General features: G+C 62.4%; 21 protein-coding genes. 10 read left to right on the plus strand and 11 right to left on the minus strand.

The genetic code is table 11. The features are described 5' to 3' along the window. Position 1: 1 nt before the first annotated feature. Complete coding sequence (locus tag HPQ62_RS08200) at positions 2 to 1246, minus strand: aromatic ring-hydroxylating oxygenase subunit alpha (RefSeq protein WP_174802061.1); 1245 nt, start codon at positions 1244 to 1246, stop codon at positions 2 to 4. A gap of 116 nt (positions 1247 to 1362) precedes the next feature. Continuing rightward, complete coding sequence (locus HPQ62_RS08205; protein ID WP_174802062.1) at positions 1363 to 1731, minus strand: RidA family protein; 369 nt, start codon at positions 1729 to 1731, stop codon at positions 1363 to 1365. 67 nt (positions 1732 to 1798) lie between these two features. On the opposite strand from HPQ62_RS08205, the gene HPQ62_RS08210 reads away from it, so the two are divergent. From HPQ62_RS08210 to HPQ62_RS08220, 3 genes are read left to right on the plus strand one after another with little or no spacing between them, the layout of a single operon-like run. Then, complete coding sequence (locus tag HPQ62_RS08210) at positions 1799 to 2782, plus strand: L-threonylcarbamoyladenylate synthase (protein WP_174802063.1); 984 nt, start codon at positions 1799 to 1801, stop codon at positions 2780 to 2782. Beyond that, positions 2783 to 4207 (plus strand): FAD-binding oxidoreductase, encoded by a 1425-nt coding sequence (locus HPQ62_RS08215; RefSeq protein WP_174802064.1) that lies wholly within the window; start codon positions 2783 to 2785, stop codon positions 4205 to 4207. 21 nt (positions 4208 to 4228) lie between these two features. Next, positions 4229 to 5095, plus strand: coding sequence for an alpha-1,2-fucosyltransferase (locus tag HPQ62_RS08220; RefSeq protein ID WP_174802065.1), 867 nt, complete (start codon positions 4229 to 4231; stop codon positions 5093 to 5095). A 47-nt stretch (positions 5096 to 5142) separates the two neighbouring features. On the opposite strand, the gene HPQ62_RS08225 is transcribed toward HPQ62_RS08220, so the two are convergent. Both HPQ62_RS08225 and olsC read right to left on the minus strand, forming a co-directional pair. Further along, positions 5143 to 6531 (minus strand): MATE family efflux transporter, encoded by a 1389-nt coding sequence (locus HPQ62_RS08225; protein WP_174802066.1) that lies wholly within the window; start codon positions 6529 to 6531, stop codon positions 5143 to 5145. A gap of 242 nt (positions 6532 to 6773) precedes the next feature. After that, positions 6774 to 7586, minus strand: a complete 813-nt coding sequence (gene olsC / locus HPQ62_RS08230; RefSeq protein WP_244629609.1) for an ornithine lipid ester-linked acyl 2-hydroxylase OlsC — start codon at positions 7584 to 7586, stop codon at positions 6774 to 6776. A gap of 167 nt (positions 7587 to 7753) precedes the next feature. Here olsC and HPQ62_RS08235 point away from each other — a divergent pair, with 167 nt between their 5' ends. Continuing rightward, positions 7754 to 11125 carry a hybrid sensor histidine kinase/response regulator gene (locus HPQ62_RS08235; protein ID WP_174802067.1) on the plus strand — a complete coding sequence of 1124 codons (3372 nt, stop codon included), beginning with the start codon at positions 7754 to 7756 and terminating at the stop codon, positions 11123 to 11125. Further along, positions 11118 to 12020, plus strand: a complete 903-nt coding sequence (locus tag HPQ62_RS08240; protein WP_342343689.1) for a response regulator — start codon at positions 11118 to 11120, stop codon at positions 12018 to 12020. The genes HPQ62_RS08235 and HPQ62_RS08240 overlap by 8 nt, the downstream gene beginning before the upstream one ends. A 350-nt stretch (positions 12021 to 12370) precedes the next feature. Here the strand turns inward: HPQ62_RS08240 and cysK are convergent, their stop codons facing one another. Beyond that, complete coding sequence (gene cysK, locus HPQ62_RS08245; RefSeq protein WP_174802069.1) at positions 12371 to 13339, minus strand: cysteine synthase A; 969 nt, start codon at positions 13337 to 13339, stop codon at positions 12371 to 12373. A gap of 226 nt (positions 13340 to 13565) precedes the next feature. Between cysK and HPQ62_RS08250 the strand changes: the two genes are divergently transcribed. Continuing rightward, on the plus strand, positions 13566 to 14198 hold the full coding sequence (locus HPQ62_RS08250) for a LysE family translocator (protein WP_174802070.1): 633 nt from the start codon (positions 13566 to 13568) through the stop codon (positions 14196 to 14198). A 6-nt stretch (positions 14199 to 14204) separates the two neighbouring features. On the opposite strand, the gene HPQ62_RS08255 is transcribed toward HPQ62_RS08250, so the two are convergent. Then, positions 14205 to 15092, minus strand: a complete 888-nt coding sequence (locus HPQ62_RS08255; RefSeq protein WP_174802071.1) for a GNAT family N-acetyltransferase — start codon at positions 15090 to 15092, stop codon at positions 14205 to 14207. Then, on the minus strand, positions 15092 to 15550 hold the full coding sequence (gene dut, locus HPQ62_RS08260) for a dUTP diphosphatase (RefSeq protein WP_174802072.1): 459 nt from the start codon (positions 15548 to 15550) through the stop codon (positions 15092 to 15094). The genes HPQ62_RS08255 and dut overlap by 1 nt, the downstream gene beginning before the upstream one ends. A gap of 347 nt (positions 15551 to 15897) precedes the next feature. Here dut and HPQ62_RS08265 point away from each other — a divergent pair, with 347 nt between their 5' ends. From HPQ62_RS08265 to cueR, 3 genes are all read left to right on the plus strand, one after another. Continuing rightward, positions 15898 to 17481, plus strand: a complete 1584-nt coding sequence (locus HPQ62_RS08265) for a peptide chain release factor 3 (protein WP_174802073.1) — start codon at positions 15898 to 15900, stop codon at positions 17479 to 17481. A gap of 1 nt (position 17482) precedes the next feature. Then, positions 17483 to 18349 carry an NAD(P)-dependent oxidoreductase gene (locus tag HPQ62_RS08270; RefSeq protein ID WP_174802074.1) on the plus strand — a complete coding sequence of 289 codons (867 nt, stop codon included), beginning with the start codon at positions 17483 to 17485 and terminating at the stop codon, positions 18347 to 18349. 381 nt (positions 18350 to 18730) lie between these two features. Then, the gene (gene cueR, locus HPQ62_RS08275) at positions 18731 to 19135 is read left to right on the plus strand and encodes a Cu(I)-responsive transcriptional regulator (RefSeq protein ID WP_174802075.1); all 405 of its coding nucleotides are present in this window, start codon (positions 18731 to 18733) and stop codon (positions 19133 to 19135) included. Between the two features lie 4 nt (positions 19136 to 19139). Here cueR and HPQ62_RS08280 read toward each other — a convergent pair whose 3' ends face one another. Next, a complete protein-coding gene (locus HPQ62_RS08280) occupies positions 19140 to 20021 on the minus strand; it encodes a 3-hydroxybutyryl-CoA dehydrogenase (protein ID WP_174802076.1) in 882 nt (293 codons plus the stop codon). Between the two features lie 157 nt (positions 20022 to 20178). On the opposite strand from HPQ62_RS08280, the gene dxr reads away from it, so the two are divergent. After that, positions 20179 to 21339 (plus strand): 1-deoxy-D-xylulose-5-phosphate reductoisomerase, encoded by a 1161-nt coding sequence (gene dxr / locus HPQ62_RS08285; protein WP_174802077.1) that lies wholly within the window; start codon positions 20179 to 20181, stop codon positions 21337 to 21339. Positions 21340 to 21342: 3 nt separating this feature from the next. Here the strand turns inward: dxr and HPQ62_RS08290 are convergent, their stop codons facing one another. The 3 genes from HPQ62_RS08290 to hemA form a co-directional block, all read right to left on the minus strand. Continuing rightward, positions 21343 to 22050 (minus strand): SDR family NAD(P)-dependent oxidoreductase, encoded by a 708-nt coding sequence (locus HPQ62_RS08290; protein WP_244629610.1) that lies wholly within the window; start codon positions 22048 to 22050, stop codon positions 21343 to 21345. A 47-nt stretch (positions 22051 to 22097) separates the two neighbouring features. After that, on the minus strand, positions 22098 to 23216 hold the full coding sequence (locus HPQ62_RS08295; protein WP_174802078.1) for a serine hydrolase domain-containing protein: 1119 nt from the start codon (positions 23214 to 23216) through the stop codon (positions 22098 to 22100). Positions 23217 to 23301: 85 nt separating this feature from the next. Continuing rightward, complete coding sequence (gene hemA / locus HPQ62_RS08300; RefSeq protein WP_174802079.1) at positions 23302 to 24516, minus strand: 5-aminolevulinate synthase; 1215 nt, start codon at positions 24514 to 24516, stop codon at positions 23302 to 23304. Positions 24517 to 24719: the final 203 nt, after the last annotated feature.

The raw sequence follows: 24719 nt of genomic DNA on the forward strand, positions 1-24719 counted from the left end.
GTCAGGCAACGATCGACAGCGGCGAGGCCTTGTCGGAAAGGCGCGAAATCGAGGTGTTCGCATACCATTCGACGAACTGCATCACCCCGCCTTCATCCTCGGCGCAGTAAGGGCCGGGCTCATAGGCGGGCGAGCGGATGCCGCGGGCATTCTCCTCGACGATCTGGCGGTCCTGATCATTGGTGAATTTCCACACATGGGTGAGTTCCTCGAGATCATAGTCGATCCCCTCGACCGCGTCCTTCGGCACCATCCAGGTGGTGGTGACTTCGGTCTCTTCCGGCCCCAGCGGCAGCACGCGGAAGGAGATGGCGTGGTCGCCCAGAAAATGGTTCCAGGTGGTCGGGTAATGAAACAGCAGCAGCGCGCCGATGCCGGCGGCTGTGGTCTTCGGACCCATCGGCCGCTTCACCGCGCGCTGGCCCGACATGGTGTAGCTTTCCGCGCCCTGGATCAGCGGCATGCGCGTGATGCGGAACTGGCCATCCGGGGCAATGAAAAACTTCGCCTCCAGTCCCGCCGCCTCGCAATGGGCCCAGTGCGCCTGGATTTCCGGATCATCGGCCATGCCCTGCACGCCGGTGACGGAGGCGGCTTCCGGATAGGTGCGGCAGAGTTCCGGATGGTTGGCCGCGCAATGATAGCATTCGCGGTTGTTTTCCCAGACGAGCTTCCAGTTGCCCTTCTCCACGATCGAGGATTTGAAGGCGACCTTGGTTTCCGGAATATTGTGCGGCGCGAGATAGGGCGCGATTTTTTCCCGCAGCGGCGCAATATCGGGCGCGTTTTCGGCAAGACAGATGAAGATATAGCCTTCGATGCTCTCGCAATGCACAGGCTTCAGCCCATATTGCGCCTTGTCGAAATCCTCGCCCATATGGCGGACATATTGCAGCGAACCGTCGAGATCATAGGTCCACTGGTGATAGGGGCAGACGAGCTTGGCGGTTGTGCCCTTCTCCGACGAGCAGACCCGCGAACCGCGATGACGGCAGGAGTTGTGCAGCGCCCGGATGACCTTGTCGCGGCCGCGCGTCAGCACCACCGAATAATCCCCGATCTGGATCGTCAGATAATTGCCCGGACGCGGCAACTCGCAGTCATGGGCGACGAACAGCCAGTCGCGGTAGTAGAAGTTTTCCATGTCGACGCGGAAATAATCCGGATCGGTGTAAAACGGCTGGGAAAGCGTGAAGCCGTCACGGCGGTTCTGCAGCGCGTGCAGCATTTTCTGGCGTATCGTCATGGCGGCCTCCGGGGCGAAGACGTGCGGTATGGCTCATTTAATCACCAGCCCCCGCCCGCATGCATTCCAATCACGACATGACTTTCGGAAAAGACGACACGTCTGCCGTGCACGCATCAGGCGCGGGCAAGCGCCGTCACCTCGATTTCGATCCGGTATTTCGGATCGATCAGACCGCATTCAAGCATGGTCGCCGCTGGCGGATTGGCGCCGAAGGTTTCGGAAAGAAGCGGCCAGCAGGCCTCGAAGTCGGACGCTTTCGGAAGATAATAGGTGACCCGCACGACATCGTCGAAGCCCGAGCCCGCCTCGAACAGCGCCATCTCGATCGCGGCAAGGGCCGAGCGGCACTGGCCGACCACATCGTCGGGGATGTCCGTCCCCTGCGCGGTCGTGCCGGCGACATGGACGAAGCCGCCCGCGACCACGGCGCGGCAATAGCCGATCCTTGCCTCATAAATTCCACCCGAGAATATCCGGCGCATCAGAAAATCCTTTTTTCGAAAGCCCTGTTGTCTTAAACGAGTGTGAAACAGGAAGGGCGGAAAATCCATGGCGCGGATCATCGACATCAGCCGGGACGAGAACCTGGCGCTGGCCGAGGGCCGGCGCTTGCTGGTTGCAGGCGAGCTGGTCGCCATTCCGACGGAAACCGTCTACGGTCTGGCGGGCGACGCGACCGATGGCGCGGCGATCCAGAAGATTTATGCCGCCAAGAACCGGCCCGCCTTCAATCCCCTGATCTGCCATATGGCCGATCTTGCCATGGCCGAGCGCTATGCCGACTTTTCCCCGCTTGCGCGTGAACTCGCAGAGGCCTTCTGGCCCGGTCCGCTGACGCTGGTTTTGCCGCTGAAACCGGATGCCGGGATCGCGCCAGCGGCAACGGCCGGCCTCAGGACCGTCGCCGTCAGGGTGCCGCGCGGCTTTGCCGGTAGGTTGATTGCCGAAGCCGACCGCCCGCTGGCAGCGCCGAGCGCCAACCGCTCCGGCAGGCTGAGCCCGACCACGGCGCAGCATGTCGAGGCCGATCTCGGCGACCGGCTGGAGCTGATCATCGACGCAGGTCCCTCGATCGTCGGCGTGGAATCGACCATTTTGAAGGTCGAGGACGACACCATCACGCTTCTCCGGCCCGGCGGCATTCCGGCGGAGGCCGTCGAGCGCCTGACAGGCTTCGACATTGTGCGACCGGCCATGTCTGGCGCGATCGAAGCCCCCGGCATGATGGCATCGCATTACGCCCCGGACGCGGCCGTCAGGCTCAACGCGACCCATGTCGAACCCGGAGAGGCGCTGATCCTGTTCGGCGCGCCTGAGGTCGGCAATGCGGAAGGCGCCCACGTCACCCTGCAGCTTTCCGAAACGGGTGACACCGCCGAAGCCGCAAGCAGGCTTTACGACGTGATGAAGCAGGCCGATCAGAGCGGCGCCACCTCCATAGCCGTAACGCCGATCCCCCATGATGGCATCGGCGAGGCGATCAACGACCGCCTTGCCCGCGCTGCCGCCCCGCGCCCCGAGGACAATGCCTGAATGACCGGACCTTCCGCTGACCTGATCGCCCGTTTCTCAGCCATTGTCGGCGCGCGCCATGCGCTGACCGAAGCAAGCGACATCGCCCCCTTCCTCATCGAAACCCGCGGCCTTTACCACGGCAAGACATCGCTGGTGCTGAAGCCCGGTTCGACGGAAGAGGTGTCGGCGATCCTGAAGCTTGCGAGCGAAACCGGCACGCCGGTGGTCCCGGCGAGCGGACGCACCGGCCATGTCGGCGGCGCGGTTCCGCGCGAGGCGGGCACCGATATCGTGCTGTCGATGGAGCGGATGACGGCGATCCGCAAGGTCGATGCCTCCGGCAATTTCATGGTGGTCGATGGCGGCGTGATCCTTGCCGACGTGCACAAGGCGGCGGCAGAGGTCGACCGGCTGTTTCCGCTCTCGCTCGGCTCCGAAGGATCGGCGCGGATCGGCGGCAATCTTGCGACCAATGCCGGCGGCACGGCGGTGCTTGCCTATGGCAATATGCGCAATCTCTGCCTCGGGCTCGAAGTCGTGCTGCCCACCGGCGAAATCTGGGACGGCCTTCGATCGCTGAAGAAGGACAATACCGGCTATGATCTGCGCGACCTCTTCATCGGCGCGGAAGGCACGCTCGGCATCATCACCGGCGCGGTACTGAAGCTGTTCCCGCGTCCGAAGGGGCATCAGGTGGCCTTTGCCGCGGTTTCCTCACCCGAACAGGCGCTTGCCCTGTTCAATCTCTTCGGCAATCGCTGCGGCGCCGCGCTGACCGGGTTCGAACTCATGGCCGAAATGGCCTTCGCCTTCACCGTGAAGCATACCGATGGCGCGCGCAATCCGCTGTCGGGCTCCTATCCGTGGTACACGCTGATCGACATATCGACCTTCGACAATCAGGATTCCGCCGACCGGATGATCACCGCCGCGCTGGAGGAAGCCTTCGAGAAAGGCATCGTCGAAGACGCCGTGATCGCCAAGTCTGAAGCGGAAATCGCAGAACTCTGGCACATGCGCGAAACCATGTCGGAAGCGCAGAAGCCTGAAGGCGGATCGATCAAGCACGATGTTTCCGTGCCGGTCTCCTCCGTGCCCGCCTTCCTGCATGAGGCGGACGCGGCTGTCATGCGGGCCGTAGCAGGCGCACGAATCTGCGCGTTCGGGCATATCGGCGACGGCAATATCCACTACAACATCTCGCAGCCGGAAGGCGCGGACAAGGCGGCGTTCCTTGCCCGCTGGGGCGAGGTCAACGAGATCGTCCACGCGATCGTGCTTGCCCATGGCGGTTCGATTTCCGCAGAACACGGCATCGGCAGGCTGAAGCGCGACGAGCTGGCGCGGATCCGCCAGCCGATCGAGATCGAAATGATGCAGCGCATCAAGAAGGCATTCGATCCGGCAGGCATCATGAACCCGGACAAGGTTCTGAAGGCCTGACATGCACATGACCGGACCACAATGATTACGGCGCAGATCAAGGGTGGCCTCGGCAACCAGATGTTCCAGTACGCCATGGCGCGCGCGCTCGGCCTGCGCACGGGCCGCAGCACCGCGCTCGACATCACCAGCATGAAGCGCGATGCCTATCGCAAGTTCGAGCTGCCCCATTTCAACATCGAGGCGCGGGTGCTGACCAGCAAATGGCAACGCCCGCCGAAATTCAAGTCCGGCCTGCAGCAGACCATCGCGAACCACATCCTCTCCTGCCTGGGACAGCAGAAAAGAGTGTCCGAAGCGGGACACGGCTTCTCTCCCGAGATCGCGAGGCTGAACAAGCGTCTCTACCTGACGGGCTTCTGGCAGAGCGAGCTTTATTTCCTCGATCAGCAGGATGCGATCCGCCGCGAGCTCACGCTGAAGGAACCTTTCGCGCCGGCGCGCCAGGCGGTCGCCAACGATATGGCGTCGGGCAATGCGGTTTCGCTGCATGTGCGCCGCGGCGATTACGTCCTGAGCCCCGACATTGCCGACATGCTCGGCACGTTCTCGCCGGAATGGTATCATGCGGCAATGGCGCGGATCGAAACCCGCATGCCGGAAGCGCGCTATTTCGTGTTTTCCGACGATCCACAATGGGTGCGCGACAATATCCGCTCGAACCGGCCGGTCACCTTTGTCGATCCGCAGGATGACGGCCGGCATTTCGAGGACATGGTGCTGATGAGCCATTGCGATGCTCACATCCTGTCCAACAGCACCTTTAGCTGGTGGGGCGCCTGGCTCGACAGCCGCCCCGACAAGCACGTCATCGCCCCGTCCCGCTGGTTTCGCTCCGAAGCAATCTGCGGCGACGACATCGTGCCTGCAAGCTGGGACCGGCTCTGACAGGGATGCCGGAGGACCGACCTCGGCACGCCTCCAAACCGAAGTCCTCAGCCCTTCCCGTAAAGTACCCCGTAACGGGCGCGGTTTCGGTTCAGCCACAGCACGACGACGGCAACGGCCAGCATGCCGAGATCGCTGAGCGGCGCCGCCATCCACAAGCCGGTCTCACCAAAGATGAACGGCAGGATGAAGATCATCGGGATGGTGAAGGCATAGGTGCGGCCAAGCGTGATCGCGGCCGCCCGGCTTGCCATGCCGAGCGCCTGGAAGTAACCGGCCAGCACCATCAGCGGCGCCACCACGATATAGGCCGCCGTCACGATCCTGACGATATGGACCGCCTCGGCGATCACCACCCGGTCGGACACGAACATCGCGCTGATCGGCTCTGCCGCGAAGTGGCAGAGAAGCTCAACGGCAAGCCCGTAGCTGAGCCCGGTTAAAAGACCGATTGTCAGTGTGCGGTCCGAACGCTCATAGACGCCGGCGCCGAAATTGTTGCCGACGATCGACTGGCAGGCGAAGTTCAGCCCGAGCAGCGGCAGGAAGGCGAAGGTCAGAAGCCTGGAGGCGATGCCATAAGCCGCAATTGCGACATCATGATTGTCGCCGCTCCAGATGCCGATGCCGATGATGTAGCAACCGGCCGACAGGCTGGTGCCGGCAAGACCGAGCGAGGCCGGCAGGCCGAGCGCCAGGATGCGCGGCCACGCTTCGGTGAAGCGATGGCCGGTTCGCGCAAGAAGCTTCAGCGGCGTGCGGCCGGATACACGAAGCCAGACCGCAACGCCAAGCGCCACGATCTGCGCCGCAAGCGTGCCGATCGCAGAACCAGCGACGCCCATGTCGAGTTCCGCGATGAAGACATAATTGAAGCCGATATTGGCAAGGGTCACCAGCACGCCGATCAATGCCATCACGGCCGGCTTGCCTTCCGAGCGAAGTGCATCGCCCTGGATCGCGATCAGAAACTGAAGCGGACTGCCGAACACCAGAAGCGCAAGATAGGTCTTCGCCATGGCTGAAAGCCCCGTATCGCCCTCCGCGAAGAAGTCGACCAGCCTGACGCCGAGCGTCACGTAGAGAACCATCAGGGAAACGGCCGCCACCATTGCCAGCGCCATGGCCGACTGCAGGGTTGCCTGGGCGCCGTTGTCATCGCCGGCACCCAGCCTTCGGGCCAGGATCGAGGCCATGCCGGAGGAGACCAGCGTCGACAGCGCGTTGACGGCCATGAAGATCGGAAACACAAGCGTCACGGCGGCGAGCGCACGCGGCCCGACCAGGATGCCGAGAAAGATGGCGTCGACGATCGTATAAAGACCGCTGACGAGCATCAGCAGCACGATCGGTGCTGCGGTTTTCATAAAGAGAGGAACAAGCGGACCCGAAAGATAGGGGTTCGCGCGCGCGGTGGTGGACGCGTTGTCGGTCATTGTCGTTGCCCTTCAAGGACACTCATGCCGGGTTTACGGTGCGTTGCGGGACCCGCATTGCCGAAAGCTTCGAGTGTCGCTCAAAAAGGAAAACGCGAAGATCGAACTGACTTCACCAACGCCCTTGCAGGCGTGCGGGCGGCAGGCGTCAGCAGCCAAGCCCGGTTAGCCTGCGACAACCTGCAAGTCAAGCGGGCGCCGTCGCACTCATGCGTCAGTGCCCGCCGACCAATCCGCTGACCCTAAGGCCGGTTCCTGAGCGCCTCGGCCTCGGCATAAAACTTCTTTTCCCAGTCCTTGTGGTTATCCAGCCCCTCGCGGATGAAGGGCGTGAACACGGCAAGGTTCATCAGCATCCAGTTGACGAGCTTCGCGGGAAAGCGCGTGGGCTTGACGAAATCGACGAACAGCACCACGCGGGTCTTGTCGGTATGGTTCCAGGCTTCGTGTTCATAGGCATCGTCGAAGATCAGCACCTTGCCCTCTTCCCAGTGGCAGATCTGGTCCTTGACGCGGATCGCAAGCTCACCGGGCGCTGCTTCCGGCACGATCATGCCGAGATGAAGGCGCAGCACGCCGTTATAGGGCCCGCGATGGGCGGGCAGATGCTTGCCCGGCTCGAAGATCGAGAACATGACCGTCGTCAGCCCCGGTATCTTCTGCATCGCCGCCCAGGTGTCCGGGCAGGTCTTGATGTTCTGCTCCGATTTCAGCCCGTAGCCGAGCAGAAAGAACGTCTTCCAGTGATTGTCGCTGGAGATCGTCTTCACATCGGTGGAGATATCCTGAAAGCTCGGAAGCTCGCTCTGGCGCAGCAGCACCTTGTCCAGTTCGGCGCGGATCGCGGGCGCAGCCGCCTCGATCTCCTTCGACCAGGGGAAGGTGGCATTGTCATAGACCGGCGGATTGCCGTGGATCGCATATTTCAGATTGAGCTTCTCGGCCCAGTTGACGATGCCCATGAAAAAGCGCGTCACCGCACTCGGCCGCTCCATCGGCGCGATGCCCTCGGTACCGAAGGTCTGATCGGCGATGTTATTGTTTGTTCTTGTCATGGGGCCCTCTCTCATACGGCACATGGAACCGTCCTGCGCGCGACGATCCTAACATTGTAACAAAAAAGGAAAAAGTGCGGCGGGAAAGACGGATATCCACGCGTTTTTGCTTGCCAAGCGCCAGCGATGCCGAAACAGTCCGGTAAACCTTGATCTCAGGCAATTGCATGACACCACGCCAACGCATCATTCCCGTCCGGCGCGAGTATAACCGCTGGGTGGCCAACCAGACGCTGGAAGACTATGCGCTGCGCTTTACCGCCAAGAGCGCCAGGCGGTTCTCGTCGAGCCGGATTTCGCAGACCGCGATCGGGGCGATCTCGTTTCTGGCGCTGGAAGCGATCGGCGGCACGATCACCCTGTCCTATGGCACCACCAATGCCTTTTACGCCGCAATCGTCGCCTCCGCCGTGATGCTGCTCGCGGGCCTTCCGATTGCCCGCTATGCGATCCGCCACGGCGTCGACATCGATCTCCTGACGCGCGGCGCCTCGTTCGGATATATCGGCTCGACGGTGACCTCGCTGATCTATGCGAGCTTCACCTTCATCCTGTTTGCGATCGAGGCCTCGATCATGTCCGGCGCGCTGAAGCTTGCCTTCGGCATCCCGCTCTGGATCAGCTACGTGATTTCCGCCGTGGTGGTAATCCCGCTCGTGACCTATGGCGTGAGAATGATTTCGCGCTTCCAGCTTGTCACCCAGCCATTCTGGATCATCCTCAACATCGCCCCCTTCATCTTCATCGCCTTCATGGATGTCGAGAAGTTCGAGCTCTGGCGCGCCTTCGGCGGTGTGGATGCTGCAGCGGCCGCCCCCGGCACGGCGGCGCCCTTCACGCTCGCCGGTTTTGCCGCTGCCGCAGGCGTCATCTTCGCGCTGATGCCGCAGATCGGCGAGCAGGTGGACTTCCTGCGGTTTCTGCCGGCCAGCGGCACGCGCAAGCTGCATCACCGCATTGCCGTGTTTCTGGCAGGTCCTGGCTGGGTGATCGTCGGCGTGCCCAAGCTGATGGCGGGCTCGTTTCTGGCCGTGCTGGTGCTCTCCACCGGCGTTCCGGCCACAGAGGCCGCCGACCCGGCGCATATGTATCTCACTGCCTTCGGCTACATGATCCCGAACGAGACCGCAGCGCTGCTGCTGATGGCCGCCTTCGTGGTGATCTCGCAGCTCAAGATCAACGTCATGAACGCCTATGCGGGCTCGCTCGCCTGGTCCAACTTCTTCTCGCGCCTCACCCACAGCCATCCCGGACGCGTGGTGTGGCTCGTCTTCAATGTCGCGATCGCCCTCCTCCTGATGCAGCTCGGCATCTACCGGCTGCTGGAGGCCTCGCTCAGCGTGTTCTCGATCGTCGCCATGGCCTGGCTGTCGACGATATCCGCCGACCTGATCATCAACAAGCCGCTCGGCCTGTCGCCCCCCGGCATCGAGTTCAAGCGCGCCCATCTCTACGACATCAATCCGGTCGGGCTCGGCGCGATGACGCTGTCGGGAGCGGTGGCGCTCGCCGCGCATTTCGGGCTTTTCGGAACGCTTGCCATTTCCTTCGCGCCCTTCATCGCGCTTGGCGTTGCCTTTGTCGCTTCACCGGCGATCGCGGTTGCCACCGGCGGGCGCTATTACCTCGCGCGCCGTCAGCGCAAGGGCTGGCAGTCGAAGCCGTCGATCACCTGCTCGATCTGCGAGCATCCGTTCGAGCCCGAGGACATGGCCTGGTGTCCCGCCTATGCCGGACCGATCTGCTCGCTCTGCTGCTCGCTCGACAGCCGCTGCCACGATCTCTGCAAACCGGATGCAAAGTTCGAGGCGCAGCTTGCAGCCGTTGCCCACACATTGCTGCCGGCCCGCATCGTTGCCCAGCTTGCCACCCGCCTCGGCCGCTACGGCATCACGCTGTCGCTTTCGATCACGGCCATCGGCGCCATCCTGGCGATGATTGCCTATCAGACCGCCCGCGCCGCGCCGGAAACCGAAATCGTGGTCTACAATACCGCGCTGATTGTGTTTTTCGTGTTCGCCCTGATCACCGGCGTCGTCGCCTGGTTCTTCGTGCTCGCCCATGACAGCCGCAAGGTGGCAGAGGAGGAATCCTCGCGCCAGACCACGCTTCTGCTCAAGGAAATCGCCGCGCACGAAAAGACCGACGCCGCCCTCCAGGCCGCCAAGGAAGCCGCCGAATCCGCCAATCGCGCCAAGAGCCGCTATGTCGTGGGCCTTTCCCACGAGCTCAGGACCCCGCTCAACGCCGTCTCGGGCTATGCGCAACTGCTGGAGCGCGATCCGACGATCCCTGAGGCGCGGCAGCCGGCAATCCAGTCGATCCGGCGCTCGGCCGATTATCTTTCCGGCCTGATCGACGGGCTGCTCGATATTTCGCGGATCGAATCCGGCAGGCTTCAGGTGTTTTCAAACGAGATCAATCTTGCCGAATTCCTCGACCAGATCGTCGAGATGTTCGAGAGCCAGGCCCGCACCAAGGGGCTAGCCTTCCGCTATGGGCGCGATCCGAACCTGCCGGCCTATGTGCGCACGGACGAAAAGCGGCTGCGCCAGATCCTCGTCAACCTGTTGTCGAATGCGGTGAAATTCACCGACAGCGGCACCGTCACCTTCCATGCGCGCTACCGCAGCCAGGTGGCGACCTTCACCGTGTCCGACACCGGCAACGGCATTGCCGAACAGGATCTCGGCCGGATCTACGAGCCGTTCGAGCGCGGCGGCGCAAAGCCCGCCGACCAGCCGGGCCTGGGTCTCGGCCTCACCATCACAAGGCTTCTCGTCAATACGCTGGGCGGCGACATCGCGGTGAAGAGCCGGCCCGGCGAAGGCACCACATTCTCCGTCCGGCTGATGCTTGCCTCCATCGACCGCCTGGCCCCGATCCGTGTCCATGCCGGGATTGGCGCAGGTTCCTATGCCGGACCGCGGCTAACCTTGATGGTGGTGGACGACAATGCCGATCACCGCGTGATGATGGCGGAGATCCTGCGCCAGCTGGGCTTCGAGGTGCTGCTGGCAAGCGATGGCGCCGATTGCCTGCAGCAGGTTGAAACGGCAAGGCCCGACCTTTTCCTGCTCGACATCCGCATGCCCGGCATGAATGGCTGGCAGCTCGCCACCGCACTTCGCGAACGCGGCAATGGCCGGCCGATCATCATGCTGTCGGCCAATATCGGCGACGACGCCGTGATCGGACGCGGTGACGACAGCCACAATGACACGCTTTCAAAACCCGTCGACATCAAGCGGCTGAAGGATGTGCTGGCGCATCAGCTGGGACTGACCTGGCGGGAGGCGGAAGCCACATCGAACATCCCCACGCCCGCGGAAGAACCCGCGGCCCCTCCGGAAAGCGACCGGGCGGAATTGATCCGGCTTGCCGGGATCGGCTATCACCGCGGCATCAGGGAGAAACTGCAGGCGCTTTCCGCCACGCACAAGCCATTCGTGACTGCGGCTTCGGCCTATGTCGATCGCTTCGATCTCGAAGGCTTGCTCCGTTTCATGGATCAACTGCCGGAGGCCGACAGTGACTGATGCACGGGAAATCATTCTGCTCGTCGATGACAGCCCGGATGCGCTGAGCTTTCTGACCGAGGCGCTGGAGACCTCCGGCTTTTCGGTGCTGATTGCGACCTCCGGCGCAAGCGCGCTGTCGATCGCCGAAAGAATCACGCCGGATCTGGTGCTGATGGATGCGGTGATGCCGAACATGGACGGCTTCGAGACCTGCCGGCGGCTGAAGGCCGGCCCCTCTTCGGCCGCACCGGTGATCTTCATGACCGGGCTTTCGGAAACCGAACATATCGTTCATGCGCTGGAATCCGGCGGCGTCGATTATCTGACAAAGCCGATCAATATCGATGAGCTGCGCGCCCGCATCCGGGTTCACCTTGCCAATGCCCGCTCGACCCAGAGCGCGCGGGTGGCGCTGGATGCGACCGGGCGGCATCTGCTGGCAACCGATGGCGAAGGCGGCATCGCCTGGATGACGCCGCAGGCGGGCAGGCTGATTGCCGATGCGGCGGGCATGGGTGCGGACCTCGGCTTCCTCACCCGCCAGATCGGCGACTGGCTCGGCGCAGAGGACCCGGAGGCCGGTGCAAACCTTGCGATTTCCGACAATGACCGCAAGCTGTTCCAGATCGCCTATCTGGAGCAGACCGGGGCCAACGAATTCCTGTTCCGCGTGACGCCGCTAAACCCCGTTAGCGAGGACGAGACGCTGCGCAGGCAGTTCCCGCTGACAGTCCGCGAATCCGAGGTGCTGCTCTGGATCGCCAAGGGCAAGACCAACCGCGACATTGGCGATATTCTCGGCCTTTCCACCCGCACGGTGAACAAGCATCTCGAAACCATCTATGTGAAGCTCGGCGTCGAAAACCGCGCCTCGGCGGCGGTCAAGGCCGCCTATGTGCTGCATGGGTTGTGAGCGGGGCCGACTCAGTCGAGAAACCGGCGCGACTCTGCCTTCCTTGGGCGGCCTCCATCGCATAGCCACTCCAATCTTCTCGCCCCGGAGGCGAGAGATGTCGCGAAAGCGACAGTGAGGGGGGAGTCTATCCACTCGAACGCCCTCAGATTTGGAAATGCCGCGCCACCCTCACTGCCCTTTCGGGGCATCTCTCCCGCCAGCGGGAGAGAGTATTGGGAGCAAGTCCAACCGCCATCGATTTTTACTCAGGCGGGCGAAACGGGCGAACAGCGAGCAATACAGCCCCTGTGCATACAAAAAAGGCGCGCAGCTCTCGCCACGCGCCTTCCATCAAAACCGAAGCGTCGTTACTGCCCGAGGCCGTCGAACAGCGCCGTCGAGAGATAGCGCTCGGCAAAGGACGGGATGATGACGACGATGGTCTTGCCTTCGTTTTCCGGACGCGAACCGACCTCGATCGCAGCCTTCAGCGCGGCACCCGACGAAATGCCGACGGGGACGCCTTCCAGACGGGCGACTTCGCGGGCAAGCGCGAAGGCATCGTCGTTCTCGACCTTGACGATCTCGTCATAGACCGAGGTATCGAGCACACCCGGCACGAAACCGGCGCCGATGCCCTGGATCTTGTGCGGCGCGGGCTGGCCGCCGGAAAGAACCGGTGATGCCGTCGGCTCGACGGCAACCACATGCACGCCCTTCTTCTTCTGCTTCAGCACCTGTCCGACGCCGGTGATGGTGCCGCCCGTGCCGATGCCGGCCACGAAGATGTCGACCTCGCCATTGGTGTCGTTCCAGATTTCCTCCGCCGTCGTCTTGCGGTGGATTTCCGGGTTGGCCGGGTTTTCGAACTGCTGCGGGATCACCGCATTTTCGGTTTCGGCCGCGATTTCCTCGGCTCTTGCGACCGCGCCCTTCATGCCCTTGGGCGGTTCGGTCAGCACCAGTTCGGCGCCGAGCAGCGCCAGCATCTTGCGGCGCTCGATCGACATCGATTCCGGCATGGTGAGGATCAGGCGATAACCCTTGGCGGCGGCTGCAAAGGCAAGGCCGATGCCGGTATTGCCCGAGGTCGGCTCGACCAGAACCGAGACGCCTGGGGTGATCTTGCCGGCCTTCTCGAGCGATTCGATCATCGCGAAGCCGATACGGTCCTTGACGGAGGCGATCGGATTGAAGAATTCGAGCTTGGCGAGAAGATTGGCCTTCACGCCCTTGGCTTCAGCCAGCTTGTCGAGACGCACGAGCGGTGTATCGCCGATGGTTTCGAGGATGGATCCGTAAACCTTCCCGCGGCCGGGTTTGCCGTTCTGTTCCATGCTGTTTGCTCCCTTGAATGTCTTGACCCACTAGGTAGGGCGGATGGGGCCCGGTTTCGAGGCATGAAACAATGGCAAGCCAGAGACGGGAGGCAATGCTTTCCGTTTATCGGTGAAATCACGAAATTTTATTCCAGTCAGCCCATTGCCTGAACGGCAGCAGGCAAGTTGCATCGACTGCAATCGCCGCCTAACGTCGGCAAACAATCTGATAGAGGACGCCGCTATGCCCGAACCGCATCACCTTCTCGCCTTTGTCCTCGTCGCCCTGGCGATGGTGATGACGCCCGGACCGAACATGATCTATCTGGTCTCGCGCTCGATCTCGCAGGGGCCGATGGCCGGTCTGGTTTCGCTTGCCGGCGTCGCGCTCGGCTTTGTCGTCTATATGCTGTCCGCGGTGTTCGGATTGACCGTGCTTCTGCTGGCGGTCCCCTATGCCTATGACACGATCCGCATCCTGGGGGCGCTCTATCTCGTCTATCTCGCCTGGAATGCGCTGAAACCCGGAGAACGGGCCGTCTTCGCGGTCAAGGAACTGCCGCGCGACAGCAAGCGCAAGCTGTTCATGATGGGGTTGATGACCAATCTCCTGAACCCGAAAACGGCCGTGCTCTATCTCTCGCTGCTGCCGCAATTCGTCGATCCGGCGCGCGGCCATGTTCTTTCACAATCGCTGGTGCTCGGCTTCAGCCAGATCGCCGTCAGCCTCACGGTCAACGCACTCATCGTTATCGCCGCGGGCCGGATTGCGCTGTTCCTTGCCAAACGACCATTCTGGTCAGCCATACAGCGCTATTTGATGGGCACAGTCCTGCTCGGCCTTGTTTCCCGAATGCTGTTCGAAGCGAGGCGGTAGAGCGCTTCAGAAGTCCGAAAGCGTGGTAAAGCCGACCGGGCCGGCATTGAGCCTGTCGGCAAGTGGCCCGGAGGCCATCAGGTGAAGATGGTTATCGGCAATCGCCTCTGCCCCCGGCCAGTCGAGCTGGTCCGGTCCGAAGCGGCTTTCGACCTCGGCAAATCCGCCGCCAAGCCCGGCGCAGATCGCCGCAAGCGGCGGAATCGAAGGCGCGATGATATCGAGGAGCTCCAGCCGAGCTCCATCCCGTTTCCACGCGACCACGGCATCATGCGCCGGAAGGTGGGTGAGTCGCGTGTCGTCCTTCTGCCAGAGCGCGTTCAGCAGGAAGAGCTCACGCATGTCCATAACCGAAAAACGCTGCGACACCGGCTCCCGGCGCGCGAGTAGGCCGACCATCAGCGCGACGTCGTCGGCATTTTCCGGGGAGACCCCGCGCCCCGGCACGGCGCCCGGTTGCGCGGCCGGCGCCTTGCCCCGGAACCCGAAGGTTCGCACCTGCCGGAAGCCATAGGGCTCGTAAAGCCCCGGCTTGTCGGTTATCAGGATATCGGCAGCGTGGCCGGTCGCGCGGGCGTGGGCAAACGCGCGGCGCATCAGGTCGCGATAAAGCCCGTTGCCGCGATGCTCCGGACGGACCGCGCCGGACTGATACCCTGCCGCCATCACCCGTTCGCCATCGACCATCAGCGGCATCGAGAACATAGAAAAATTGGCGACGCACCGCCCGTCCTCGTCGAAATAGCCGAAGGGCACGGTGGTGCGATCCATGCCGGCGAGCGTCAGGGCGGGGCGGATGTCGATCCCGAACGTATCCTGCAAAAGCGCGGCCAGTGCCTCGAAAGCGGCGGGATCGACGAGATAGTCCTGACGGAAGGAGAGGCCTTCGGCCATCACACGCCCGTCGAGCCGAACCCGCCGGCGCCGCGTTTGGTGTCGGTCACGGCATCGACGACGGAAACCGGCATCTGGGTGACCGGGGCGATGACGACCTGGGCGATGCGCATGCCGCGCTCGATGATGAAGGCCTCTTCACCAAGGTTCACCAGCAGCACCTTCACCTCGCCGCGGTAATCGCTGTCGATGGTGCCGGGCGTGTTCAGGCAGGTGATGCCGTTCTTGAAGGCGAGGCCGGAGCGCGGGCGGATCTGGGCCTCGTAGCCTTCCGGGATTTCGAAGATGAAGCCGGTCGGCACCAGCGCGCGCTTGCCCGGCTGAAGCGTCATCGGCGCGTCGAGTGCCGCGCGGATGTCCATGCCTGCGGAGCCGGACGTTTCATAGGCCGGGGGCTCGATTCCGTCTGCGTGTTCGAGCCGTTTCAGCTTCAGTGTCATCTCGTTGTCCGTGTTCATTGCTTTTGTCCTCGCGGCTGTTCGCCACACTCACCTTCTGCGTCATGCTCGGGCTTGACCCGAGCATCTAACCACAATTGTCGCGCGCGGAGCCTGCGGGTCTTGCGCCGTAGGGCCAATTGCGACAACCCACGCCTGTCGCGTGGAGACGTGAGTGGATCCTCGGGTCAAGCTCGAGGATGACGCAGAAGAAAGGGGCGGGCCGACCTCGAATACCCGATATCAATCCTGCGCATTTCGCGCCGTGCTTATCTCGGCTGCATCCTTCGCCATCGCCGCGCGACAGGTCAATTGCATCTTCGGGCCCAAATCGCTACATAGGCCGCCATCAACAGGATATTCGACCGATGCCCGAAACGCTTGCCGAGGCGGTTGCCCGCCGCCGCACCTTCGCGATCATCTCGCATCCCGACGCCGGGAAGACCACGCTGACCGAAAAGCTGCTGCTGTTCGGCGGCGCGATCCAGCTTGCCGGCGAGGTGAAGGCCAAGAAGGACCGGATCCAGACCCGCTCGGACTGGATGAAGATCGAGCGCGAGCGCGGCATTTCGGTGGTCACCTCGGTGATGACCTTCGAATATGAGAACACCGTCTTCAACCTGCTCGACACCCCCGGCCACGAAGACTTCGCCGACGACACCTATCGCACGCTGACGGCGGTCGACGCCGCGATCATGGTGATCGACGCGGCCAAGGGCATCGAGCCGCGCACGTTGAAACTTTTCGAGGTCTGCCGGCTCCGCGACATCCCGATCATCACCTTCGTCAACAAGATGGACCGGGAAGCCCGCGATACCTTCGAGATTCTCGAGGAAGTGCAGGAGAAGCTCGCGCTCGACACCGTGCCGATGACCTGGCCGATCGGACAGGGCAAGAGCTTCTGCGGCACCTATCATCTGAAGGAAAGCGCCGTGCGCTACGGCGACAGCGAAAAGACGCTGACCAAGGTCAACGGTCCGGAAGTGGTCGCCGAAAAGCTGCCCGGCCACGAACGGCAGGAATGGTCGGAAATGGCGGAGCTCGCCATCGACGGTTATCCCGTCTTTGACCGGCAGGCGTTTCTCGAGGGCCACATGACGCCGGTCTATTTCGGCTCGGCGCTCAGGAACAATGGCGTGCGCGACCTGATCCACGCGCTCTCCGATTTCGCACCCGCGCCGCGCGCGCAGGTGGCCGATATCCGCACCGTGGAAGCCACCGACCCCAAGATGAGCGCCTTCGTGTTCAAGATCCAGGCCAATATGGACCCCAACCATCGTGACCGCATCGCCTTCGTGCGCGTGTGCTCCGGCACGCTGACGCGCGGCATGAAGGCGCGGCTTGCCCGCACCGGCAAGCAGATGGGGCTGACTGCGCCGCAATTCTTCTTCGCCTCGCAGCGCCAGCTTGCCGATACCGCTTACGCCGGTGATGTCGTCGGCATCCCGAACCACGGCGCGCTCCGCATCGGCGACACGCTGACCGATGGCGAGGCGCTGGTGTTTCAGGGCGTGCCGAACTTCGCGCCGGAAATCCTCCGCCGCGTGCGGCTGGAAGATGCGATGAAGGCGAAAAAGCTGAAGGAAGCCCTTCAGCAGATGGCCGAGGAAGGCGTGGTGCAATTGTTCACGCCGGAGGACGGCTCGCCCGCGATCGTCGGCGTCGTCGGCGCGCTGCAGCTCGACGTGCTGAAGGAGCGGCTGAAGGCCGAATACGGTCTGCCGGTGTCGTTCGAAATGGCGCGGTTCTCGATCTGCCGCTGGATTTCGGCGGAAAAGACGGCCGACCTCGAAAAGTTCATTTCCAGCCATCGCGGCGATATTGCTCGCGATCTCGACGGTGATCCGGTGTTCCTGGCGCAGGACGGCTTCTCGCTGAATTACGAGAGCGAACGCGCGCCCGATATCCGCATGATCGCGATCAAGGAATACCATCAGTCGAAGGCAGCGTGACATGACAGCCGGCAAGGAAGTGATCGGGATTTGCGGCATGGGCCGCATGGGCACGGCGATGGCACGCAGGCTTTCGGCCTTCGGCTTTCCGCTTGTGGTGTGGTCGCGCAAGGGCGTCGCCATGGAACTAGCCTCCGAAACCCATGCCGAGGTTGCGCTCACCCCGGCCGCGCTTGCCCACAAGGCCGACATCATCATCACCTCGCTGATCGATGACGCGGCGGTGGAAGCCGTGCTCGAGGCGCTGCTGACCACCTCGCTTCCGGGCAAGCTCGTCGTCGAGACCTCGACTGTCAGCCCCACGCTGCTGAAGCGCTTTTCCGGCGGCATCAAGGCCAAGGGCGGCAGCGCGATCGACGCGCCGATCTCCGGCGGGCCGGAACTGGTGATCGACGGCAAGGCGGGCCTTTACATCGGCGGCGCCGATATCGACTTCGAACGCTTCCTTCCCGTCGCCGAGACGCTCTCCGACCGCATCCATCATGCCGGCCATCTGGGCACGGGCGCGGCGGCCAAGATCGTCAACAACATGGTGCTCTGCGGCTATTGGGAAGTGCTGCGCGAAGCGCTTCTGACCGGCAAGCGCGCCGGCCTCAGCCTCGACAAGATGCTCGACATCCTGATGACCAGCCCCGGCGGCACGCCCGCGCTCAAGACCCGCGCACCCCGCATTCGCGGCGAAGACAGAAGCGTCGGCTTTCCGGTGCGTGGCGCGGTGAAGGACGCCACGCTCTTTGCCAGCGTCGCCGACAGCTTCGATGTCGACACCCCGGCGATCGATGCGGCACTTGCCAATTACAAGGCATGTCTCGAAAGCGGCAATGGCGACGAGGACCTGGCGGCGATGCTGCGCACCGCGCTTGCCTGAATTTTACTCAAGTATTCTTACTTAAAATTACTATGAATAAATAAAACATTACAATTTGTACTTGACTAATAATATGACTATATCTATATATGTTCGGCGATTTGAATTTTATTGCATTAACCGGCAAACCAAAAAAGGAGTTGCCAATGATTATTAATTAAAAAGGAAATTCAATGAATTTTTATAAATTTAAGTTCATCAGTATTATTATAGAAATAAATATTGCATTACTACCAACACATCAATTCAATCAGGTGACAATCCAAAATTTCGCAGACATGCGATCTTGTCAGTACACTTGCACCATAATTCAGCAAGGCGATCGAATTGAATTCGAGCGGAACGATAACTATTTTCCGAATGTCCATTTGGAGCAAACCCATGAACATCGGTGAAGCCGCCAAGCGCTCTGGTCTGCCGCCAAAGACCATTCGCTACTACGAAGAAATCGGCCTCGTCATCGCGGACCGGGCCGATAACGGCTATCGCGATTATTCCGACAATCTGGTGCACCGGCTGAACTTCATCCATCGCTCGCGCGATCTCGGCTTTTCGGTCGAGGAATGCCGGCTGCTGCTCTCGCTTTACGATGACAACGCCCGCGAGAGTGCCGAGGTCAAGGCGCTGGCAACGGCCAAGATCGCCGAGATCGATGAAAAGCTCGCCCGGCTTGCAGGCCTCAAGGCCACGCTTCAGCATCTTGCCGACCATTGCCACGGCGACCATCGGCCGGACTGTCCCATCCTCGAGGAACTGTCGGGCGGCACGGAGACCTGTTGCCGCTGACTGTCTATCGAGTCGGCACCGGTTCGTCGCCGCGATAGTCGTAGAAGCCGCGGCCGGACTTGCGGCCAAGCCAGCCGGCATCGACATATTTCACCAGAAGCGGGCAAGGCCGGTACTTGTTGTCGGCAAGGCCCTCATGCAGCATCTGCATCACCGAAAGACACGTATCGAGGCCGATGAAATCGGCAAGCTCAAGCGGGCCCATCGGATGGCGGGCGCCGAGCGTCATGGCGGTGTCGATGTGGTCGACCGTGCCGACGCCCTCGTAAAGCACATAGATCGCCTCGTTGATCATCGGCATCAGGATTCGGTTGACGATGAAGGCCGGAAAATCTTCCGACACCGTCGGCGTCTTGCCGAGCGAGCGGACGAAGTCCTTGGCGGTCTCGAAGGTCACCTCCTCGGTCGCAATGCCGCGCACCAGCTCCACCAGCTCCATCACCGGAACCGGGTTCATGAAATGCACGCCCATGAACCGCTCCGGCCGGTCGGTCGATGCGGCAAGCCGGGTGATCGAGAATGAGGAGGTGTTGGAGGCAAGCAGCGTCTCGGGCTTCAGGATCGGGCAGATCTTGGCGTAGAGCGCGCGCTTGGCGCTCTCGTCCTCGGTGATCGCCTCGATCACCATGTCGGCTGAGGCGAGGTCCTGCAGGTCGGTGGACGCCGTGATCAGCTTCAGCGCCTTCTTGCGATCCTCGTCGGACAGCTTGCCAGAACTGACCTGGCGCGCCAGATTGCCGTTGATCGTGGCAAGGCCGCGCTCTATCTGCTGCTGCCCGCTGTCGATCAGATGGACGTCATAGCCGGCGATGGCGCATACATGGGCAACGCCGCAGCCCATGGCACCGGCCCCGATCACGCCGACGCGCTTGATTGTTGCGGGCATATTGCACTCCCTCGATTGCGGTTTCGCGGCGATCGCGCGGTCCCGGTTCTGTGATAAAGCCTCGGGTCAGGTTTTTCCAGTGCCTTGCCGATGCGGGTGTTCCCCCTGGCCGCGAAATGTTCTAGAGCCAGACGCAAACGATCAACAGGTCAGCAACATGACGCGACGCATCGCCGTATTCGGCGCGACCGGCTCCATCGGCATCAACACACTGGACGTCATCGGCCAGCTCGGCGGCAGCAGCGCCTTCGAGATCACCGCGCTCACCGGCCATGCCAATGTCGAAAAACTCGCCCGTCAGGCGATCGATCACAGGGCGGCGATGGCGGTCACGGCGGATGAGAGCCGCTATGGCGACCTCAAGGACGCGCTTGCCGGCACCGGCATCACGGCGGCCGCCGGCGCAAGCGGGCTCGATGAAGCCGCCTCGATGCAAAACGACATCGTGATGGCGGCAATCGTCGGCACGGCCGGCCTTGCGCCGACGCTGAAGGCGGCGGCTGCCGGCGCTGATATCGCCCTTGCCAACAAGGAATGCCTGGTCTCGGCCGGCCCTTTGTTCATGGATGCCGTTCAACGCGGCGGCGGCACGCTGATCCCCGTCGACAGCGAGCATTCCGCCATCTTCCAGGTGTTCGAGGAGCACCAGCGCCGGGCGCTCGACCGCGTCATCATCACGGCATCGGGGGGCCCGTTCCGCACCAAGACGTTGGAAGAAATGCGCCATGTCGATGCCGCGACCGCGCGCGCGCACCCCAACTGGTCGATGGGCCTCAAGATTTCGATCGACAGCGCCTCGATGTTCAACAAGGCGCTCGAGATGATCGAGGCGCAGCATCTGTTCCGGCTGACGCCCGATCAGGTGGAAGTCGTGGTGCATCCGCAGTCGATCATCCATTCGATGGTCGGCTATGCGGATGGCTCGATCCTCGCCCAGCTCGGCGCGCCGGACATGCGCACCGCCATCGGCTATGCGCTTGCCTATCCGGAGCGCCGTCCGCTTGCGGTGGAAAGGCTTGACTTCGCCAAGCTCGCGCGGCTTGATTTCGAAGCGCCCGACGAAACCCGCTTTCCGGCGCTGAAGCTTGCGCGGCGCGCCATGGAACGCGGCGGGCTGCAGGGCGCGGTGCTGAACGGCGCCAAGGAAGTGGCGCTCGAGGCCTTCATCGAAGGTCGCTGCGGCTTTCTGGAAATGGCGGATATCACCGAAGCGGTGATGGACGCCCTCGACGACCTAAAGACAGCGACCAGCATAGATGACATCTACGCCGCCGATGGCGAGGCGCGCCGAAGGGCGGCCGAGCTTGTCAACGCATAGGTATTACCATTCGATGCGACTGCCGTCATAGGCAAGAAACAGACCGGTTTCGCCCTTTTCCAGTCCGTCGAGCGCACCAAGCATGTTTTTGGCGGCCGCGCCCGCTTCAACACGACGATTGCCGGCTGCGAAGGGCTCGGAAAGCGCCGTGGCGACCGTGCCCGGGTGGAGCGCCACCAGAGACAGGCCGGGCAGCTTGCGCCTTGCCTCGATCGAGGTTGTGCGGATGATCTGGTTCAAGGCCGCCTTCGCTGCCCGATAGGACATCCAGCCCCCGATGTGATTGTCGCCGATCGAGCCGACACGCGCCGAAAGACAGGCAAAGATCGCGCGGCGATCGCGCGCGACGAGAGGCAGAAAATGCTTCATCACCAGCGCCGGCCCCGCGGCATTGACGGCAAATTGCCGCGCCATCGCCTCGCCATCCAGCGCCCTGATGGTCTTCTCGGGTCCAGCGCCATCGATATGCAGCGCCCCGGTCGCGCACAGGATGAGGTCGAAAGCCACGCCTTCGAACCGTTTCGCAGCCTCCATGATCGAAGGCTCGCTCGTGATCTCGAACCCATCCGATTGTCGCGATAGACGCTCCAGCCCGGCACAGCGCGGATCATCTGCAAGCGCCGTGCAGAAGGCCTGGCCGATGCCGCCTGAGGCACCGATGACGAGCGCGCGATAGCCTTCGGCAAGGCTGTTCATACTGGCTGCCGGCATTTATCTCTCCCTTTGTGAGAGAACTACGCTCCGAGGGCTCTCGCGGATCAGGCCTCGAACACGGCTCGCAAGATGTCAGACGGAAAGGCGCCGTCGCAGCCTTCCGGCGCCGTATTGGTCATGGCGACGGCGACCGTGCCGGTTTTCGGATCAAGGCACCAGCGATTGCCGTAAACGCCACCCCACGACACCGCGCCATCGGGAAGCGGCGAATTGTCGAGCACCGCATTTTCCGTGACGGCTCCGAGAAAGCCGAACCTGACGCCCGGCCGTACGCTCAAATCGCCGATCTGGTTGGTGAGCGCCGCCCTTGCAGTTTCCGGTTTCAAGATCCCTTCGCCGCCTCGGCGCACCATTTCCAGAAGCCTCATCACATCACCGGCGGTTCCGGCCATACCGCCGCCGCCGCCCTGAAAGGCACGGCGGTTGAATATGCGCGCGGGCGAGAACGTGTAGACGCGGTCAGGTTCAAAGGCCACACGCTGCGGCTCTCCCATGGGCTGAGGGATCGGGTCGGCATTGAAATAGGGCACTGCCAGCCGCTCGGCGTCGGCCACATGAAACGTGGTGTCGCGTATGCCGAGCGGCGCAAGGAGATAGCGTTTCAGCGTTTCTTCGACGGAAGCGCCCTCCACCTCGGCAAGGACTGCGCCCAGAATATCGATCGCGATCGAGTATTCCCACGCCGTGCCGGGCTTGTAGTCCAGCGGAACGGCATTGTGACGGGAGAAGTTCTCTTCCAGCGACAGGTCGCTGTCTTCAATGCCGACGGTCATGGCTTCATGCGCAGGGAGAATGCCGGCGCCAGGCCTGTAATTGAGGCCGGCCGTGTGCGTGAGAAGCTGGCGTATGGTGATTTGTGCTTGCCGCCCATCGGGACCGGGCGGATGGAACCAGGGCAGCAGGTCGCCGACATGGTCATCGAGCGAGAACTTGCCGGCATCGATCATCGCCAGCGCAGCGGCGGCAACGAAGGGTTTGGTCACGGAGGCATAGCGGAAAATCGTATCGAGCGCCGTGGGCTTGCCCGCCTCGCGATCGGCATGGCCTGCGGCCCGCTCGTATACCGGCGTGCCTTCGCGCCAGACCAGGACCACCGTTCCGACGATGCGCGCATCATCGATTGCGCGGTCGATCACCGCGTCAATGCGTTGCGAAATTTCCATGAAAAGCCCTCCGGACCAAAAGCAGCATTGTCTGCTTGATCCGGAAAGCCGGAGGTGATGTCAACCGAAATTCCGGCAGCGTCGCTTAGGCGACGGCGCGCGCCAGCGCACACTGCGACCAAAGCGAATGCAGCGCCGAGACCAGATGATCGATGTCCGCATCGCTGTGCAGCGGCGTCGGCGTAAAGCGCAGGCGCTCGGTCTTGCGAGGCACGGTCGGATAGTTGATCGGCTGGACATAAACGCCGAAATCATCGAGCAGAATGTCCGAGATCCATTTGCACTTGGCGGCATCCCCCACCATCACCGGCACGATGTGGCTCGGGTTCGGCATGTGCGGAATGCCCTGGCGGTCGAGCTTGCGGCGCAGGGTTTCGACGCGTTCGCGATGGCGGATGCGTTCGATCTGGCTGACCTTGAGGTGGCGGATCGAGGCAACGGCACCGGCGGCGAGCGCAGGCGGCAGCGCGGTCGTGAAGATGAAGCCGGACGAGAACGACCGGATGAAATCGACAAGCGCCTTGGAGCCGGTAATGTAGCCGCCCATCACGCCGAACGCCTTGCCGAGCGTGCCCTCGATCACGGTGATGCGGTCCATCAGACCCTCGCGTTCGGCAACGCCGCCGCCGCGCGGACCGTACATGCCAACCGCGTGAACCTCGTCGAGATAGGTCATGGCGCCGTATTTGTCGGCCAGATCGCAGATTTCCCTGATCGGCGCGATGTCGCCATCCATCGAATAGACCGATTCGAAGGCGATCATCTTCGGCGCATCCGGGTCTGCGGCCTTCAGCTTGGCTTCGAGGTCGTTGAGATCATTGTGGCGGAAGATCACGCGCGCGGACTTGCCGTGGCGGATGCCCTCGATCATCGAGGCGTGATTGAGCGCATCCGAAAAGATGATCAGGCCGGGGATCTTCTCGCCGAGCGTTCCAAGCGTCGCCCAGTTGGACACGTAGCCCGAGGTGAAGATCAGCGCATCTTCCTTGCCGTGAAGATCGGCAAGTTCCTGCTCCAGCTGGACGTGGTAATAATTGGTGCCGGAAATATTGCGGGTGCCGCCGGCCCCTGCCCCGCAGATTTCGATCGCCTCCTGCATGGCGGCGATCACGGTGGGACACTGCCCCATGCCGAGATAGTCGTTCGAGCACCAGACCGTCACGTCGGAGGCGGCGCCATCCTTGAAACGGGAAGCCCGCGGAAATTCTCCGCGGTGGCGCTTCAGTTCAGCAAACACGCGGTAGCGGCCCTCTTGATGCAGTTCCGCCAGCTCGTTTTTGAAGAATGCCTCGAAATCCATTACCCAGATGCTCCACCACCGGCCATGTTGTCTTTATCGTCAGAATTTGACGTAGATTGCTCGACGTCAACCCGCATCGGCGGCGAATTCCTACCCTGCGGCTTCAGGCCATAGTTTGAATTATTCCAAACTTTGCCTACACGCAACCGCGCGATTGAAACTTGATCAGGGTCAATTTGCCGCACAGATTGTAAAATGAGCCA

This window comes from Martelella limonii (genome assembly GCF_013344475.1).
Lineage (GTDB): Bacteria > Pseudomonadota > Alphaproteobacteria > Rhizobiales > Rhizobiaceae > Martelella > Martelella limonii.